The organism is Enterobacter sp. IF2SW-B1 (assembly GCF_001743375.1).
In the GTDB taxonomy this organism is placed as follows: Bacteria; Pseudomonadota; Gammaproteobacteria; order Enterobacterales; family Enterobacteriaceae; genus Enterobacter; species Enterobacter bugandensis.
The window spans coordinates 1-15,132 of sequence record NZ_MJAA01000005.1; the positions used below are offsets into that span (position 1 = coordinate 1).

General features: G+C 54.3%; 15 protein-coding genes, 1 pseudogene and 1 other annotated feature. Of the genes and pseudogenes, 6 read left to right on the plus strand and 10 right to left on the minus strand.

The window, feature by feature from the left end; genetic code table 11:
* From A6013_RS11695 to satP, 4 genes and pseudogenes are all read left to right on the plus strand, one after another.
* Positions 1 to 682 (plus strand): glycoside hydrolase family 73 protein (locus A6013_RS11695; RefSeq protein WP_175437386.1); only part of this gene is annotated, 682 nt, incomplete at its 5' end.
* Positions 657 to 1,301, plus strand: coding sequence for a hypothetical protein (locus A6013_RS26800; RefSeq protein WP_139128227.1), 645 nt, complete (start codon positions 657 to 659; stop codon positions 1,299 to 1,301). The genes A6013_RS11695 and A6013_RS26800, both read left to right, overlap by 26 nt.
* 13 nt (positions 1,302 to 1,314) lie before the next feature.
* A pseudogene (locus tag A6013_RS11700) lies at positions 1,315 to 1,661 on the plus strand (DUF4087 domain-containing protein).
* Positions 1,662 to 2,044: 383 nt separating this feature from the next.
* The gene (gene satP / locus A6013_RS11705) at positions 2,045 to 2,611 is read left to right on the plus strand and encodes an acetate uptake transporter (protein WP_041911269.1); all 567 of its coding nucleotides are present in this window, start codon (positions 2,045 to 2,047) and stop codon (positions 2,609 to 2,611) included.
* Here the strand turns inward: satP and A6013_RS11710 are convergent.
* The 3 genes from A6013_RS11710 to tal all read right to left on the minus strand — a co-directional run bounded on the left by A6013_RS11710 (position 2,588) and on the right by tal (position 5,684).
* Positions 2,588 to 3,910 carry an MFS transporter gene (locus A6013_RS11710; protein ID WP_069733106.1) on the minus strand — a complete coding sequence of 441 codons (1,323 nt, stop codon included), beginning with the start codon at positions 3,908 to 3,910 and terminating at the stop codon, positions 2,588 to 2,590. The two genes, satP and A6013_RS11710, sit on opposite strands and share 24 nt — an antisense overlap.
* 122 nt (positions 3,911 to 4,032) lie before the next feature.
* Positions 4,033 to 4,620, minus strand: a complete 588-nt coding sequence (gene mog / locus A6013_RS11715) for a molybdopterin adenylyltransferase (protein WP_069733107.1) — start codon at positions 4,618 to 4,620, stop codon at positions 4,033 to 4,035.
* A 110-nt stretch (positions 4,621 to 4,730) separates the two neighbouring features.
* Entirely contained in the window at positions 4,731 to 5,684 is a 954-nt protein-coding gene (gene tal / locus A6013_RS11720; protein WP_003856481.1) for a transaldolase, read from the minus strand.
* Positions 5,685 to 5,946: 262 nt separating this feature from the next.
* On the opposite strand from tal, the gene A6013_RS11725 reads away from it, so the two are divergent.
* A complete protein-coding gene (locus tag A6013_RS11725; RefSeq protein WP_047363408.1) occupies positions 5,947 to 7,377 on the plus strand; it encodes a sodium:alanine symporter family protein in 1,431 nt (476 codons plus the stop codon).
* Positions 7,378 to 7,443: 66 nt separating this feature from the next.
* A complete protein-coding gene (yaaA, locus tag A6013_RS11730; RefSeq protein ID WP_028015460.1) occupies positions 7,444 to 8,217 on the plus strand; it encodes a peroxide stress protein YaaA in 774 nt (257 codons plus the stop codon).
* A gap of 32 nt (positions 8,218 to 8,249) precedes the next feature.
* On the opposite strand, the gene A6013_RS11735 is transcribed toward yaaA, so the two are convergent.
* The 7 genes from A6013_RS11735 to yjjY form a co-directional block, all read right to left on the minus strand.
* Complete coding sequence (locus tag A6013_RS11735) at positions 8,250 to 8,543, minus strand: DUF2502 domain-containing protein (protein ID WP_028015459.1); 294 nt, start codon at positions 8,541 to 8,543, stop codon at positions 8,250 to 8,252.
* Positions 8,544 to 8,791: 248 nt separating this feature from the next.
* Positions 8,792 to 10,078, minus strand: coding sequence for a threonine synthase (thrC, locus tag A6013_RS11740; protein ID WP_069733108.1), 1,287 nt, complete (start codon positions 10,076 to 10,078; stop codon positions 8,792 to 8,794).
* A gap of 3 nt (positions 10,079 to 10,081) precedes the next feature.
* Positions 10,082 to 11,011 carry a homoserine kinase gene (thrB, locus tag A6013_RS11745; protein WP_041911275.1) on the minus strand — a complete coding sequence of 310 codons (930 nt, stop codon included), beginning with the start codon at positions 11,009 to 11,011 and terminating at the stop codon, positions 10,082 to 10,084.
* Between the two features lies 1 nt (position 11,012).
* Complete coding sequence (thrA, locus tag A6013_RS11750; RefSeq protein ID WP_069733109.1) at positions 11,013 to 13,475, minus strand: bifunctional aspartate kinase/homoserine dehydrogenase I; 2,463 nt, start codon at positions 13,473 to 13,475, stop codon at positions 11,013 to 11,015.
* 24 nt (positions 13,476 to 13,499) lie between these two features.
* Positions 13,500 to 13,617, minus strand: a sequence feature (Thr leader region).
* Positions 13,556 to 13,624, minus strand: coding sequence for a thr operon leader peptide (gene thrL / locus A6013_RS25220; RefSeq protein WP_015572623.1), 69 nt, complete (start codon positions 13,622 to 13,624; stop codon positions 13,556 to 13,558). (Overlaps the previous feature by 62 nt.)
* A gap of 211 nt (positions 13,625 to 13,835) precedes the next feature.
* Positions 13,836 to 14,522: a tRNA/rRNA methyltransferase gene (locus A6013_RS11755; RefSeq protein ID WP_069733110.1), complete on the minus strand. Its 687-nt coding sequence runs from the start codon at positions 14,520 to 14,522 to the stop codon at positions 13,836 to 13,838.
* Positions 14,523 to 14,921: 399 nt separating this feature from the next.
* Entirely contained in the window at positions 14,922 to 15,062 is a 141-nt protein-coding gene (yjjY, locus tag A6013_RS26805) for a protein YjjY (protein ID WP_085928893.1), read from the minus strand.
* Between the last annotated feature and the right edge of the window lie 70 nt (positions 15,063 to 15,132).

A 15,132-nucleotide genomic window follows, 5' to 3' on the forward strand; every position in this document is an offset into this window, starting at 1 on the left:
GAAGCATCACAGCGAATGGCTTAAAGACGGTACATCAGCTCTTTGGCAGGCAGCGCTTGATGAACAGGCGAAGAAATATCCTGATCTGGCACTATTCAACCGTGACTTCATCAATAAACTGGTGTGGATGAAGGATGTACCAGAGATCCGTAGCAGTGAAGCTCTGTGGCATATGCATCCGGTGGTATTTCTTGATGCGCTAAAAATGCAGTCTCGAAGAGGTGTAATCAGACCCCGAAATGTCCAAGATTTTCTGGACATGGCTTCGGATTCAGCAGAACAAGCCGCTGCTAAATGGGGAGTACCAGCTTCCGTGTTACTCGCACAATCAGCTTTGGAATCCGGCTGGGGGAAACATGTCAAAAATAATGCATACTTTGGCATTAAAGGCAAATCACCAACTGGAAACAGTACGTCATTTGGCACAACAGAAGTCATCAACGGCAAGGTAATTCATATTAAAGATACTTTTCGTGCATACGCAGATTACGCGGAGTCGGCTGATGATTACGGTCGTTTTTTGAACGAAAACAAACGATATAAACCCGCATTCATTCACACGACTGAGCCAAACCAATTCATCACTGAAATAGCTAAAGCTGGCTATGCAACTGATCCTGATTATGCACCAAAACTTATCCGTCTTATGGAGCGATATGATTTATATGAATTTGATAAATAAAATATTTTTTATATCTTCAGTTTGTTACTGCCTCTCTGCGCTTGGCTCGGAAAACGATGAAATGGTGCTAAAGGCATATGATGCTATCCATGATAACCGTCTAACGTCAGTCAAGGATGAATGCCTAGCATTTGATGTTGATGATAATAATGATGGTTATATTCTAATCCCTGTTCGCGAGAATCATTCAAAGCCACAATGCGGCGGCGATACTGGAACATCAGCAAAATTATTTGACCTACGCATAAGGAAATCTGATGGTCGTATTTACACAAACCAAGGAAGTGATCCAGATGATTTTAGAACATTGCCTGCTCCGAATTCAAAATGCAGTGGCGCTAATAGAATAGCGGCTGCAATGCAGAAAAAAATACCGTCTGACAATTCAGGTTATGTCATTCACAATGCTGGGAGAACATATTTTTATAGTGCACCTGATGAAAGCTGTAAGATTAAAGATCTCTTTTTAGTGCAAGGGGACTTAGTCAACGTTTATGCCGATTATAATGGTTTTTCCTCAATCATGTATTTCACAAAAAATGGCGATCCTGTGTCCGGTTGGATTCATTCAGACACCCTAAAACCCACAAGGGCAGGTATTGGTCCAAAAAAGCCGTAACGAAGGAGTGATAATGAGAAAATATTTCCCATTGGTCTTACTGATCTTAAGCAATCGTGCCTTAGCCAGTAAGTTAAGATGCGGCTGGTTACAAAACCCCAGTCCAGCCAATCAGTGGCTCACCGATCGAGACGGTACATGGGATATTTCCTTGCAAGGTGGTAATTCTTCATCAGGAGTAGAAAATCTAAAAGAATTTCTGACGATCAATATGTTAGAACTAATGGAAATTACGGATATGGAAGCGCCTGTATCAGGGGTGATGTGAACACCAAGGAGAAAAAAATCACTCAAATATACAGTTCCAAAGTACTCCCACTTGAGCGCTGTCAGTCAGATAAAAAACTCCCCCTTCCCTAAACATTTAAGCATACGCGGAGGCATTCCCTCCGCGAGTATTATTTTTTCCGCTTAAAACCGCCCCTTCCAAGCATCCGTCGCTTACTAACGAAAGCCTGATGATTTTAAGATTGCCAAACCTAGCTTTAACAAACATATGAAAAGGTTCGGGGCCATCATGACGTCCAGTCTGGTTAGGCGGCGAAGGTTTTTAACATACAATCACAAAAACTAAGGAATAACTTGAGAAATTGTATTACTTACCAAGTAAAAAATTTTTTATTTCACCCAATCCAGATCATAGACGCAGCATCTCGCGCCCATTATGATGCCAGGCCGCGTCAGGGAGAACTGACGCGGGTTTAACCATTTCACCATTTTAATGATGATTTTTTTGAGGACTTATGGGCAACACTAAGTTGGCTAATCCGGCTCCGCTGGGCCTGATGGGTTTTGGCATGACCACCATTCTGCTGAACCTGCACAACATCGGGATGTTCCCGATGGACGGCGTAATCCTGGCGATGGGCATTTTTTACGGCGGTATCGCGCAAATCTTCGCGGGCCTGCTGGAATATAAGAAAGGCAACACCTTCGGCTTAACTGCATTCACCTCTTACGGCTCGTTCTGGCTGACCCTGGTCGCCATCCTGCTGATGCCTAAAATGGGCCTGGCAGACGCGGCAAACGCCCACTTCCTGGGCGTCTATCTGGGCCTGTGGGGGGTCTTTACCCTGTTCATGTTCTTCGGCACCCTGAAAGGCAACCGCGCGCTGCAGTTCGTCTTCCTGAGTCTGACCGTGCTGTTCGCCCTGCTGGCGATTGGCCACCTGGCGGATAACGAAGGCATCGTTCACGTAGCAGGCTGGATTGGCCTGGTGTGCGGCGCAAGCGCTATCTACCTGGCAATGGGTGAAGTGCTGAACGAACAGTTTGACCGCACCATTTTACCTATTGGTGAAAAACACTGATCCCTCTGTCGTGCCCGCCTCGCGGGCACGATATTCCCCCGCCTGACGAAGCCAAACCCCTAATCCCAGCCCCATCAGCGAGAGCGCGAGTACATACCAGGCAGGCGCCATCGGCGACACCCCCATCATCACCGTGACCACTATCGGCGTCAGCCCGCCGAAAATGGCATACGCGACGTTATAAGAGAACGATATCCCGGTGAAGCGAACCTCCGGCGGGAAGGCGCGCACCATGACGTAAGGCACAGCCCCCACGACGCCCACGCACAGTCCGACCACGCCGTACAGCAGGAACAGCTGTTCAGGATGACTGCCCGCAAGATGGTAAAACGCCCAGCTCGACGCGGCCAGCAGCAGGCTGCCGACAATAAAGGTCAGGCTGGCACCGAAACGATCCGCCGCCAGTCCGGCGGCCAGACAGCCAAAGCAGAGCATAATTGTCGCAATACTGTTTGCCTGTAAGGTCACGGCAGGGGCAAAACCGTACTGTTTCTGCAGCCACACCGGCGACATCAAAATCACCACCACGATGCCCGCCGACAGCAGCCAGGTGAGCAGCATCGACACCACCACCGCTTTTTTATGACGCACCACAACGGCTTTGACCGGCAACTCCTGCGCCAGCGCTTTACGCTGCTGCATTTCGAGGAAAATCGGCGTCTCCTGCAGCCAGCGGCGCAGGTACATTGCCACCAGGCCAAACGCCCCGCCCAGCAGGAACGGAATACGCCAGCCCCAGTCGTGCACGGCCTGCTGCGTCATGCTGGTGTTGACTATCGTCGCCACCACCGACCCCAACAGGATCCCGACGGTCAGCCCCGCCGTTAACGTTCCGCAGGCGATCCCGATGCGGCGGGCAGGAACGTGCTCCGCCACAAACACCCAGGCCCCCGGCACTTCCCCGCCGATGGCCGCGCCCTGAAGAATGCGCATCAGCAGCAGCAATAGCGGGGCGAGAATGCCCATGGAGGCATAGGTGGGCAGCAGGCCGATCGCCAGCGTCGGCACCGCCATCAGCAGGATGCTCAGGGTAAACATCTTCTTACGCCCGACAATATCGCCAAAGTGGGCCATGACGATGCCGCCCAGCGGACGTGCCAGATACCCGGCAGCAAAGATGCCGAAGGTTTGCACCTGACGCAGCCATTCTGGAATATCCGCCGGGAAGAAGAGCGCCCCCACCACGGCGGCGAAGAAGACAAAGATAATGAAGTCGTAAAACTCCAGCGCGCCACCTAAGGCGGCGAGCGTAAGCGTTTTGTAGTCCTGTCGATTCAGAGGTCGGGTGTTATGTGACATAGCGAACCATTGTGCATGTGTTGTGGATTATTTTTTACAGCAATCGTAAAGAAAAAATTACTATATCGTAAATCCATTTACACGCTACTGCGGCTGGCGCTAATGTCACATTTTAGTAAATTTCAGGAGATTGTCTCGCGGCGTGCGCTTTTAGGACGAAATGCTGCTACCACTTTGTCGTCAGTTTCCACGTACGGCCCGTCAAGCAGTTGTATACAATACGGTACACTTGCAAATATGCCGTGCACGATGACGCGACCGTCCTCGGCTTTTAATCCTTCAAGCGTCTCTTTGATCGACTTTGGCTGCCCCGGCAGGTTCAGTATCAGCGCCTGTTTGCGGATCACCCCCACCTGGCGGGAAAGGATTGCCGTCGGGACAAAGTGTAGACTGATCTGGCGCATCTGTTCGCCGAAGCCCGGCATTTCACGGTCGGCGATAGCCAGCGTCGCGTCCGGCGTCACATCACGACGCGCGGGGCCGGTTCCACCCGTGGTTAGCACAAGGTGACAGCTCATCTCATCCACCAGCTCGCACAGGGTCTGCTCAATGATCGGCTGTTCGTCGGGGATAAGGCGAGTCTGGATCTCAAACGGGGTGGTCAGCGCGCTTGCCAGCCACTCTTTCAGAGCGGGGATGCCTTTATCCTGGTAAACGCCGCTGGAGGCGCGGTCAGAAATCGACACTAAGCCGATGCGTAAGGTATTCATATTCATTCCATTCAAAAAGTACTGATTAAAGGGAATGATACACGCAGAGGGAAAATTCAGACAGAGGACAGGAGAAGACGCGTGACCGGGAGCCCGGTCACGCAGAATGATTACAGCAGGTCGCCGATCATTTTTTCCAGTTTTTCTTGGTCGATAGCAAACTTGCGGATACCGTCCGCCAGTTTGTCTACAGCCATTGGATCCTGGTTGTGCTGCCACAGGAACTCGGATTCGGTGATGCGCTCCGGGCGCGCCTTCACTTCGCCGGTGTAAGACAGCTTACGCTCGATAGCACCTTCGCTTTCTGCCAGCTCTTTCAGCAGCGCAGGGGCGATGGTCAGACGGTCACAGCCAGCCAGCTCAATGATTTCGCCCACGTTACGGAAGCTTGCCCCCATAACCACGGTCTCATAGCCATGCTGTTTGTAGTATTCGTAGATTTCAGTCACGGAAATCACGCCTGGATCTTCAGACGCTGCGTACTCTTTCTTGTCGGTGTTGGCTTTGTACCAGTCCAGAATACGGCCCACGAACGGAGAAATGAGGTACACGCCTGCTTCCGCACATGCACGCGCCTGCGCGAAGGAGAACAGCAGGGTCAGGTTACAGTTGATGCCTTCTTTTTCCAGCTGCTCGGCAGCGCGAATGCCCTGCCAGGTCGACGCCAGTTTGATCAGGATACGGTCGTTGCTAATGCCCGCGTCGTTGTACAGTTTGATCAGGCGTTTTGCTTTCGCGATTGACGCTTCGGTGTCGTAGGAGAGACGTGCATCCACTTCGGTAGAGATACGGCCCGGAACCAGCTTCAGGATTTCCAGACCGATGTTCACTGCCAGTTTATCGGTAGCATCCACAACCTGCTGCGCACGGTCATTGCTCTGTGCTTTCGCCCAGGTCACAGCCTCGTCGATCAGTTTGCGATACTCAGGGATCTGTGCGGCGTTAAGGATCAGAGAAGGGTTAGTTGTGGCATCCTGCGGCTGGTACAGCTTCATTGCCGCGATATCTCCGGTGTCAGCTACGACAGTGGTGAACTGACGAAGGGAGGTCAATTTATCCGTCATGATAGTGTTTCTCTTTTAACGTGCCCTGGATAATTCACGCTACCGACAGCATGCCTGCAGCGGAAAAATGACAGGTTTACTTGTTAGGGGGATGTAACCGGTCTGCCCTGATGATAACACGACGGAGGGGTAGCGCAACCGCAGACAGTGCGCTTAGGCAGAGTATGATAAACTCAAAATATTAACAGGCTGCTAAGCAACAGCATGCCCAATCAGTGGTAGCGCTTACATATTCACGTTGGCATCAACAAGAGGGACGTTAATGCCTGATTTCCTTTTCTTTATTAACGAAGTCCTCTGGGGTTCGATAATGATCTACCTGCTTCTGGGAGCAGGTATCTGGTTTACGCTACGCAGTGGGTTTATCCAGTTTCGCTATATTCGCAAGTTTGGCAGAAGTCTGAAAAACAGCGTCACGCCCCAGCCGGGCGGATTAACATCGTTCCAGGCGCTGTGTACCAGCCTGGCTGCCCGCCTCGGTAGCGGAAACCTGGCGGGCGTTGCGCTGGCCATCAGCGCCGGTGGGCCAGGCGCGGTGTTCTGGATGTGGGTCACGGCGCTTCTCGGAATGGCTACCTCTTTTGCCGAAAGTTCGCTGGCGCAGCTCTACAAAGAGAAAGACAGAAACGGGCAGTTTCGCGGCGGTCCGGCCTGGTATATGGCGCGTGGCTTAGGAATGCGCTGGATGGGCGTTCTGTTCTCGCTTTTTTTACTGCTCGCGTACGGTCTTATTTTTAATACCGTGCAGTCAAACTCCGTCGCCCATGCCCTGCGCTATACCTTCTCCTGCCCGGAGTGGATCACCGGCATCGGTTTAGCCCTCTTTGTTTTGCTCACCATTTCTGCCGGCCTGAAAGGCGTTGCCCGCCTGATGCAGTGGCTGGTTCCCATCATGGCGTTGCTTTGGGTTGCCGCGAGCCTGGTCGTCGCTGCGCTGCATGCCGACCAGGTTCCGGGCGTGATTGCGACCATCTTTAAAAGCGCCTTTGGCTGGCGTGAGGTGGCCTCAGGCGCGCTGGGTTACACCCTGAGCCAGGCGCTGATGGCAGGTTTTCAGCGAGGCATGTTCTCCAATGAAGCCGGGATGGGCTCCACTCCCAACGCCGCCGCGGCCGCCTCTTCCTGGCCGCCGCACCCGGCAGCGCAGGGTATCGTGCAGATGATAGGCGTGTTTATGGATACCGTTATTATCTGTTCCGCCAGCGCCATGATCCTCCTGCTGGCCGGTCCTGTCGCGCATGACTCGGATATCGACGGAATACAGCTTCTTCAGCAGGCGCTGGTGAACCTGACCGGCGGCTGGGGTTCGGGATTTGTCTCGCTCATTCTGATGCTGTTCGCCTTCAGTTCGATTGTGGTGAATTACCTGTATGCCGAAAATAACCTTATCTTCCTGAAATACGACTCTCGTCCGGCCATCCTCCTGCTTCGCCTGGGCGTAGTACTGATGGTGATCGCGGGCTCCCTTCTGAATATGCCGCTGGTCTGGCAGCTGGCGGATGTCATTATGGCGCTAATGGCAATCACTAACCTGACGGCGATCCTGCTGCTCTCGCCCGTTGTGAACCTTATTGCCAGGGATTATCTTCGCCAGCGCAAGCTGGGCGTTCCCCCGGTATTTGATGCCGCACGCTATCCCGAAATTCAGTCACAGCTTGCCCCCGGCACCTGGGATGATTTGCCCCGGCGATAACAGCTATCGATCAATTCAGGGCGATTTTTTGTTAAAGTCGCTCTAAATTTCCTGCAAGGACTGGATATGCTGATTCTGATTTCACCTGCAAAAACGCTCGACTACCAGAGCCCGCTCGCCACCGAGCGTTATACCCAGCCAGAACTGCTGGACTATTCGCAACAGCTGATCCGCGAAGCGCGCAAGCTCTCTGCGCCGCAAATCGCCTCGCTGATGAGCATCAGCGACAAGCTGGCAGACCTGAACGCGACCCGGTTCCACGAGTGGCACCCGGATTTCACCCCCGCCAACGCGCGCCAGGCGATCCTGGCGTTTAAGGGCGATGTTTACACCGGCCTGCAGGCGGAAGATTTTAGCGAAGCCGACTTTGATTTTGCCCAGCAGCATCTGCGCATGCTGTCGGGCCTGTATGGCGTACTGCGCCCGCTGGATCTGATGCAGCCATATCGTCTGGAGATGGGGATTCGCCTGGAAAACGCCAAAGGCAAAGACCTTTACCATTTCTGGGGCGACATCATCACCGACAAGCTGAACGCGGCGCTGCATGCTCAGGGTGATAACGTGGTGGTTAACCTGGCATCCGATGAGTACTACAAGTCGGTGAAGCCTAAAAAGCTGAACGCGGAGATCGTTAAGCCGGTCTTCCTTGATGAGAAGAACGGCAAGTTCAAGGTCATCAGCTTCTATGCGAAAAAAGCGCGTGGCCTGATGAGCCGCTACATCATTCAGAACCGCCTGACGAAGCCGGAGCAGTTAACGGGATTCAACACCGACGGCTATTTCTTTGACGAGGCGTCGTCAGGGAAAGGTGAGCTGGTATTTAAGCGCCACGAGCAGTAAAACTAAACCCCGCCATCTGGCGGGGTTTTGCGTTAATGGTGCTTCCAGTCCGGGCCCGGACGGTGGTCGTCGTGATGATGGTCGTGTCGGTCATCACGATCGCGATGCTCGTCATGCGGACGCCAATGGTTATCGCGCCAGTCATAATGCGCCTTCCACCAGTCGTGGTCGCGCCAGCGGCCGCCATCCCAGTAATGCCCGCTATTGTCCCGATCGCCAATCTGCAGTTTTACCGCAGGTACGAGAGTAATTTCAGATGCTTGTACCGCCATGGGGGCGACCAGCACCAGAGAAAGCGCGATGAGTGCAGGTTTTAGTGTAGACACAGGTGACTCCTTATTCTTCTTGCCCAACGTGGGCCGATGTAAGGAGAGTACGCGAGGGGAACGGTGGATGTTATTCTCTGCAATCCTAAACGCTAAGTGACCGCATTTATTGGGAATTTCTGCTTTTTTCCTGCAATTTTTCTCCTTAATTTCTTCATAAAAAAAGCCGGGTGGCGCTGCGCTTACCCGGCCTACGGCCATCTCGTCGTTGTAGGCCCGGTAAGGCGTAGCGCCACCGGGCAACAAAATCACGCGCGCGTCATCATCAGATTCCGCAGTGCCGCAAAATCCGCCGGCAGCTCATGAGACAGCAGCGGCAGGTCGGCGCGCTCGGCCAGCTCTTTTGGCAGCGGCAGCGTTTCGCCCAGAATATCTTCCACGCTCTCTTTGAACTTCGCCGGATGCGCGGTGCCCAGGAACAGGCCATATTCACCCGGGTTAAGCTGGTCGCGCAGCGCGCGGTATGCAATTGCCGCGTGCGGCTCAGAGGTGTAGCCCACCGCTTTCAGCTCGCGCATGGTGGCTTTGGTGGTTTCGTCCGTCACCGCAGCGTAGCCCAGGTCACCCAGACGCCACACCTTGCGGCGGAACAGCTCTTCCACGCGCGGCCAGTTGTTCGGCTGCGACACGTCCATGGCATTGGAGAGCGTCGCCTGCGTGGCGTTAGGCGCCCATTTGCCGTCTTTCAGGAAGCGTGGCACGGTATCGTTGGCGTTGGTGGCAGCGATAAAGCGTTTCACCGGCAGACCGAGAGATTTCGCCAGCAGCCCCGCCGTCAGGTCGCCGAAGTTGCCGCTTGGTACGGAAACTACCAGCTGATTGCGCGCTTCCTGCGGCAGCTGAGCCACCGCTTCGAAGTAGTAGCAGATCTGCGCCAGCAGGCGGCTGATGTTGATGGAGTTCGCCGAGTTCAGCCCCAGCGCGGCCTTCAGCTCTTCATCATCGAACGCTTGCTTGACCAGCGCCTGGCAGGCATCGAAATCGCCGTCGATCGCCACGGTTTCAATGTTGCCGCCGAGGGTGCAGAACAGTTTTTCCTGCAACGGGCTGATCTTGCCTTTCGGATAGAGGATCACCACGCGGACGTTTTTCAGGCCGTAGAACGCGTGTGCCACCGCCGCACCGGTATCACCGGAGGTGGCGGTCAGGATGGTCACCGGCTTGTCGCCGCTGATGTGGGTCAGCATCTGCGCCATAAAGCGGCCGCCGAAGTCTTTAAACGCCAGGGTCGGGCCGTGGAACAGCTCCAGACAACCGACGTCAGGCTCAACCTGCTTAACCGGAGCCGGGAAAGCAAACGCCGCACGCACGCGCTCTTCCAGCAGCTCCTGCGGGATTTCATCGCCAATAAACGCAGACAGAATTTTGGTGCTGCGGGTGACAAAGCCCAGCTTCAGCAGCTCATCGATTTCGGTCAGCTGAAATTCCGGCAGGTCGTGCGGGAAAAACAGCCCCTGATTTTTGCCCAGCCCCTGAGTCACCGCCTGCGCGAAGCTGACCTGCTCGTTATGATCTTTAAGGTTGTAGAGTTTCATTCGTTATCCCAGTACTCGTGCGCCAGCCGTGTCCAGACGGCAAATATGAACAAAGCCTTCCTGATTTTGCAGGTAGTGTTTAGAGAGCCAGTCCGCCACGCGCTGCGCGGTGTCTGGCTTATCGCACAGGGCGAACAGCGTCGGGCCGGAGCCGGAGATGCCGCACGCCTGCGCGCCGATATCCATTGAAGCCTGTCGCGCCTCGTTAAAGCCGGGTAGCAGCTTCGTACGGTACGGCTCGGCAATGACGTCTTTCATCAGCTTCGCCGCCAGCTGCGGCTGGCGGGTGTAGCAGGCGTGAATAAAGCCCGCCAGGTGACGCCCGTGGGCGATACAGTCCTGGCGACGATACTGCGCAGGCAGGATCGCACGCGCTTCCGCGGTAGAGACCTTGATGCCCGGATACGCCAGCACCCACAGCCATTCATCAAACCCTGGCACCTGCTGGCTGATGATGCCATTTTCTTCAATCATCAGCTGCATGCCGCCGAGGAAGCACGGCGCCACGTTATCGTAATGAATACTGCCGGAGATGCGCCCTTCCAGCTCGCCCATCAGCGCCAGCAGACGGCTATTATTCAGCGGCTTGCCGCAGTGCTCGTTCATCGCCACCAGCGCGGCGACTACCGAACACGCGCTGGAGCCCAGACCCGAACCAATCGGCATGCTTTTTTCCAGCGTCATGGCGACCGGCACGTTTTTGCCGATCTCCTGACAGAAGCGCTCCCAGCACTGATAAACGATATTCTCGCGTGGTTCAGGCGGCAGCTTACTGGCGAAACGGCCGACGTTATTCAGGCTGAAGCTTTCTGCCGCCTCAACCGTTACCGTATCGCCCAGCAGCGAACCATCCACCGGCGTCACCGCCGCACCCAGCACGTCAAATCCGACGCTCATATTGGCGCTGGAAGCCGGGGCATATACTTTAACCATCTTAAACTCCTAACTTCCATGACAGGGTACGCAGCAGGTCGGCAAACACGCCCGCCGCCGTCACATCATTCCCTGCGCCATAGCCGCGAAGCACCAGCGGCAATGGCTGATAATAGTGGCTGTAAAACGCGAGGGCGTTTTCGCCGTTTTTGACTTTGTACAGCGGGTCGTTACCATCCACTTCGGCAATCTTCACCCGGCATACGCCGTCCTCTTCAATGTTGCCAACATAGCGCAATACCTTACCTTCATCACGGGCTTTCGCAACGCGTGCGGCAAAGGCATCGTCAAGCTGAGGTAAATTCGCCATAAAGGTGCTGACATCGCCGCTGGTGTCAAACTCGGCTGGCAGCACCGGTTCAATCACGATATCCGAAAGCTCCAGCTCGCGGCCCGTTTCGCGCACCAGGATCAGCAGCTTGCGCGCCACGTCCATCCCGGAGAGATCGTCGCGCGGATCTGGCTCGGTGTAGCCCAGCTCGCGCGCGGCACGGGTGGCTTCCGACAGGCTCATCCCTTCATCCAGCTTGCCGAAGATAAACGACAGGGAGCCGGAGAGGATGCCGGAGAAACGCTGCAGTTCGTCGCCCGCGTTAAGCAGGTTTTGCAGGTTCTCGATGACCGGCAGGCCGGCGCCGACATTGGTGTCGTACAGGAACTTGCGGCGCGACTTGCTCGCCGCCAGGCGCAGCTGGTGATAGTAATCCATCGACGAGGTGTTGGCCTTTTTGTTCGGCGTCACCACGTGGAAGCCTTCGCGCAGGAAGTCGGCGTACTGGTCGGCCACCGCCTGGTTCGAGGTACAGTCAACGATAACCGGGTTAAGCAGGTGATACTCTTTCACCAGACGGATCAGGCGCCCCAGGTTGAACGGCTCTTTCGCCTCTTCCAGCTCCGCCTGCCAGTTCTCCAGGTTCAGACCGTGAACGTTAGTAAGCAGCGCTTTCGAGTTCGCAATTCCGCAGACGCGCAGATCGATGTGCTTTTTCTTAAGCCACTCCTGCTGGCGCTTCACCTGCTCCAGCAGCGCACCGCCGACGCCGCCCACGCCAATCAGGAACAGCTCGATAACCTGATCGGTGTTGAACAGCATCTGGTGAACCACGCGCACGCCGGTGGTGGCGTCATCGTTATCCACCACCACGGAGATTGAACGCTCGGACGAGCCCTGGGCAATCGCCACGATGTTGATATTGGCCCGCGCCAGCGCGGCAAAGAATTTGGCGGAGATACCGCGCAGCGTGCGCATACCGTCGCCAACCACGGAAATCACCGCCAGGCGCTCCTGAATGGAGAGCGGCTCCAGCAGTTCCTCTTTCAGCTCCAGATAGAACTCTTCTTCCAGCGCGCGGCGGGCGCGCAGACAGTCGACCTGAGGCACGCAGAAGCTGATGCTGTATTCGGAAGAGGACTGGGTGATCAGCACCACCGAGATACCGTTGCGTGACATGGCCGCAAAAACGCGCGCCGCCATGCCGACCATCCCCTTCATCCCCGGACCGGAGACGCTGAACATTGCCATATTATTCAGGTTGGAAATGCCTTTCACCGGCAGACCATCTTCATCGCTGCTGGCACCAATCAACGTGCCTGGCGCCTGCGGGTTACCGGTGTTTTTAATCAGGCATGGGATCTGGAACTGGGCAATGGGGGAGATGGTACGCGGGTGAAGCACTTTGGCGCCGAAGTAGGAAAGCTCCATCGCTTCCTGGTAGGACATCGACTTCAGCAGCCTGGCGTCCGGCACCTGGCGCGGATCGCAGGTATAGACGCCGTCGACGTCAGTCCAGATCTCACAGCAGTCAGCGCGTAAACAGGCGGCCAGCACGGCGGCGGAGTAGTCGGATCCGTTACGGCCCAGCACTACCAGTTCACCCTTCTCATTTCCTGCGGTAAAGCCCGCCATCAGGATCATATGGTCAGAGGGGATTTTGCTCGCGGCAATACGGCGGGTTGATTCGGCAATATCAACGGTAGATTCGAGGTAGTGGCCCGCTGCCAGCAATTTCTCAACCGGATTGATCACGGTAACGTTGTGGCCGCGCGCTTCCAGCACGCCCGCCATTATGGCGATGGAGAGTTTTTCGCCCCGGCAGATCAGCGCCGCGTTGACGCTGTCCGGGCACTGGCCCAGCAGGCTGATGCCGTGCAGCACATGTTTGATCTGAGCAAACTCCTGCTCAACGAAAGACTTCAGCTGCGCGAGCGGGAAACCAGGCTGTTCCTCTGCCAGCCCCTGCAGCAGCTCGGCGAAGATACGCTCGGCATCGCTGATGTTCGGGAGTGCATCCTGGCCACCGATGGTCTTTTCAATCATCGCCACCAGATGGTTTGTGATTTTTGCCGGGGCAGAGAGCACGGTCGCAACCTGCCCCTGCCTGGCGTTGCTCTCCAGGATATCGGCAACACGCAGAAAACGTTCTGCATTTGCCACTGATGTACCGCCGAACTTCAACACTCGCATGGTTCTACCTCGTTTCCTTTAGCCGAAAAAAAAGCCCGCACTGTTCAGGTGCGGGCTTTTTTCTGTTTTTCCTGTACGCGTCAGCCCGCATCGTTACCTGTGGTAATGATGATGGTTGTGGTAATGGTGGTGATGCTGATGCGTTTCATGGATGTTGTGTACTCTGTCATTATTATCTGTCTGTGCTGTATTCTTTTAGGGTTAAAGGATCGAGCACCTTAAGTCAATGAATTTTTAATTTGATCACAATTCCGCGGACGTTCACGTCACGCTGCGTGACGTTTTATTTTCATCCGAATCCCCCAGCCGCAACCCTCCACGACAGACCATTTCGCCATAGTAAAAACTTATGACAGCATTTTACTCGGCCAATTTTTTTTCAATATCGTGTAGCAAACGGTGCAACATGGCGGTGTCCCGCTGCTCAAGACGTCCAAGGCGCTGCTGTAGCCAGTCGGCCATTTTTTGATCGTCCGCAACGCCAAGGCTCGATAAAAGACGCTCTACGCGAGCACGAAGCGCGGCCAGCTGATTTTCATTGGCGGCTTCTGTCTGGGATTGAGGGATTTGCATTAGGGAAGCTAATTGATAGCAATAGACCATTACCGCCTGGCCTAAATTCAGGGAAGGATAATCGGCTACCATCGGCGCACCGGTGAGAACGTCCGCCAGCTCAAGCTCTTCGTTGGTGAGCCCGGAATCTTCACGACCAAATACCAGCGCGGCTTTCTCAAGCCACTGGCTTTTCTCTTCCAGCATGGGCACCAGTTCAGCAGGCGTGGCGTAGTAGTGGAACTTCGCCCGGCTGCGTGCTGTGGTGGCAACGGTAAATGAAATGTCATGCAGCGCGTCGGCAAGCGTAACGTAAGTCGTTATATTATCGAGAATATCCCCCGAACCGTGCGCCACCCAGCGGGCGGCAGGCTCCAGGTGCGCAGTGCTGTCCACAATACGTAAATCGGTAAAACCCATGGTCTTCATGGCACGCGCCGCAGCGCCTATATTTTCGGCTCTGGCTGGAGCGACCAGTACAATCGACAGATGCATTTATGCTCTCTTTTTAATCAGTTAGCGGAGAAAAGTGTGATGCACTTCAACATATTACGCAGCACGAATTTACAAATTTGCAACACAAATCACCGAAATAGCGTTTCATAACAAATTAAAGACGCTAAACTATTTTGTGTCTGAACAATCAGTTAGAATGTTAACAGAAGCCTATTATCCCTATGTTTTATAATGATAATGGCAACGTGAATACCCTGTTCTGATTGGATTCGCTTTGTTTATAAATCAATCTCCGCAACTAGTTGGTTTATTGAAAAATTGTGACAAAGGCTAGCATTCGGCTACGATGATTTCATCAAACTGTTAACGTGCTACAATTGAACTTGATATATGTCAACGAAGCGTAGTTTTATTGGGTGTCTGGTGTCACTTAGCCTGTTATGTTGCTGTTAAAATGGTTAGGATGACAGCCGTTTTTGACACTGTCGGGTCCAAAGGGAAAGTACCCAAGACCAAGCTAATGATGTTGTTGACGTTGATGGAAAGTGCATCAAGAACGCAATTACGTACTTTAGTCACGTTAAGCCGATCATGTTAATTTGCGACATGTATCAGGCAGGTCAGGGACTTTTGTACTTCCTGTTTCGAT

Coding starts and splice junctions, on each gene's coding strand:
- A6013_RS26800 (WP_139128227.1), top strand. CDS start 657: ATGATTTATATGAATTTGATAAATAAAATATTTTTTATATCTTCAGTT.
- satP (WP_041911269.1), top strand. CDS start 2,045: ATGGGCAACACTAAGTTGGCTAATCCGGCTCCGCTGGGCCTGATGGGT.
- A6013_RS11710 (WP_069733106.1), bottom strand. CDS start 3,910: ATGTCACATAACACCCGACCTCTGAATCGACAGGACTACAAAACGCTT.
- mog (WP_069733107.1), bottom strand. CDS start 4,620: ATGAATACCTTACGCATCGGCTTAGTGTCGATTTCTGACCGCGCCTCC.
- tal (WP_003856481.1), bottom strand. CDS start 5,684: ATGACGGATAAATTGACCTCCCTTCGTCAGTTCACCACTGTCGTAGCT.
- A6013_RS11725 (WP_047363408.1), top strand. CDS start 5,947: ATGCCTGATTTCCTTTTCTTTATTAACGAAGTCCTCTGGGGTTCGATA.
- yaaA (WP_028015460.1), top strand. CDS start 7,444: ATGCTGATTCTGATTTCACCTGCAAAAACGCTCGACTACCAGAGCCCG.
- thrC (WP_069733108.1), bottom strand. CDS start 10,078: ATGAAACTCTACAACCTTAAAGATCATAACGAGCAGGTCAGCTTCGCG.
- thrB (WP_041911275.1), bottom strand. CDS start 11,011: ATGGTTAAAGTATATGCCCCGGCTTCCAGCGCCAATATGAGCGTCGGA.
- thrA (WP_069733109.1), bottom strand. CDS start 13,475: ATGCGAGTGTTGAAGTTCGGCGGTACATCAGTGGCAAATGCAGAACGT.
- A6013_RS11755 (WP_069733110.1), bottom strand. CDS start 14,522: ATGCATCTGTCGATTGTACTGGTCGCTCCAGCCAGAGCCGAAAATATA.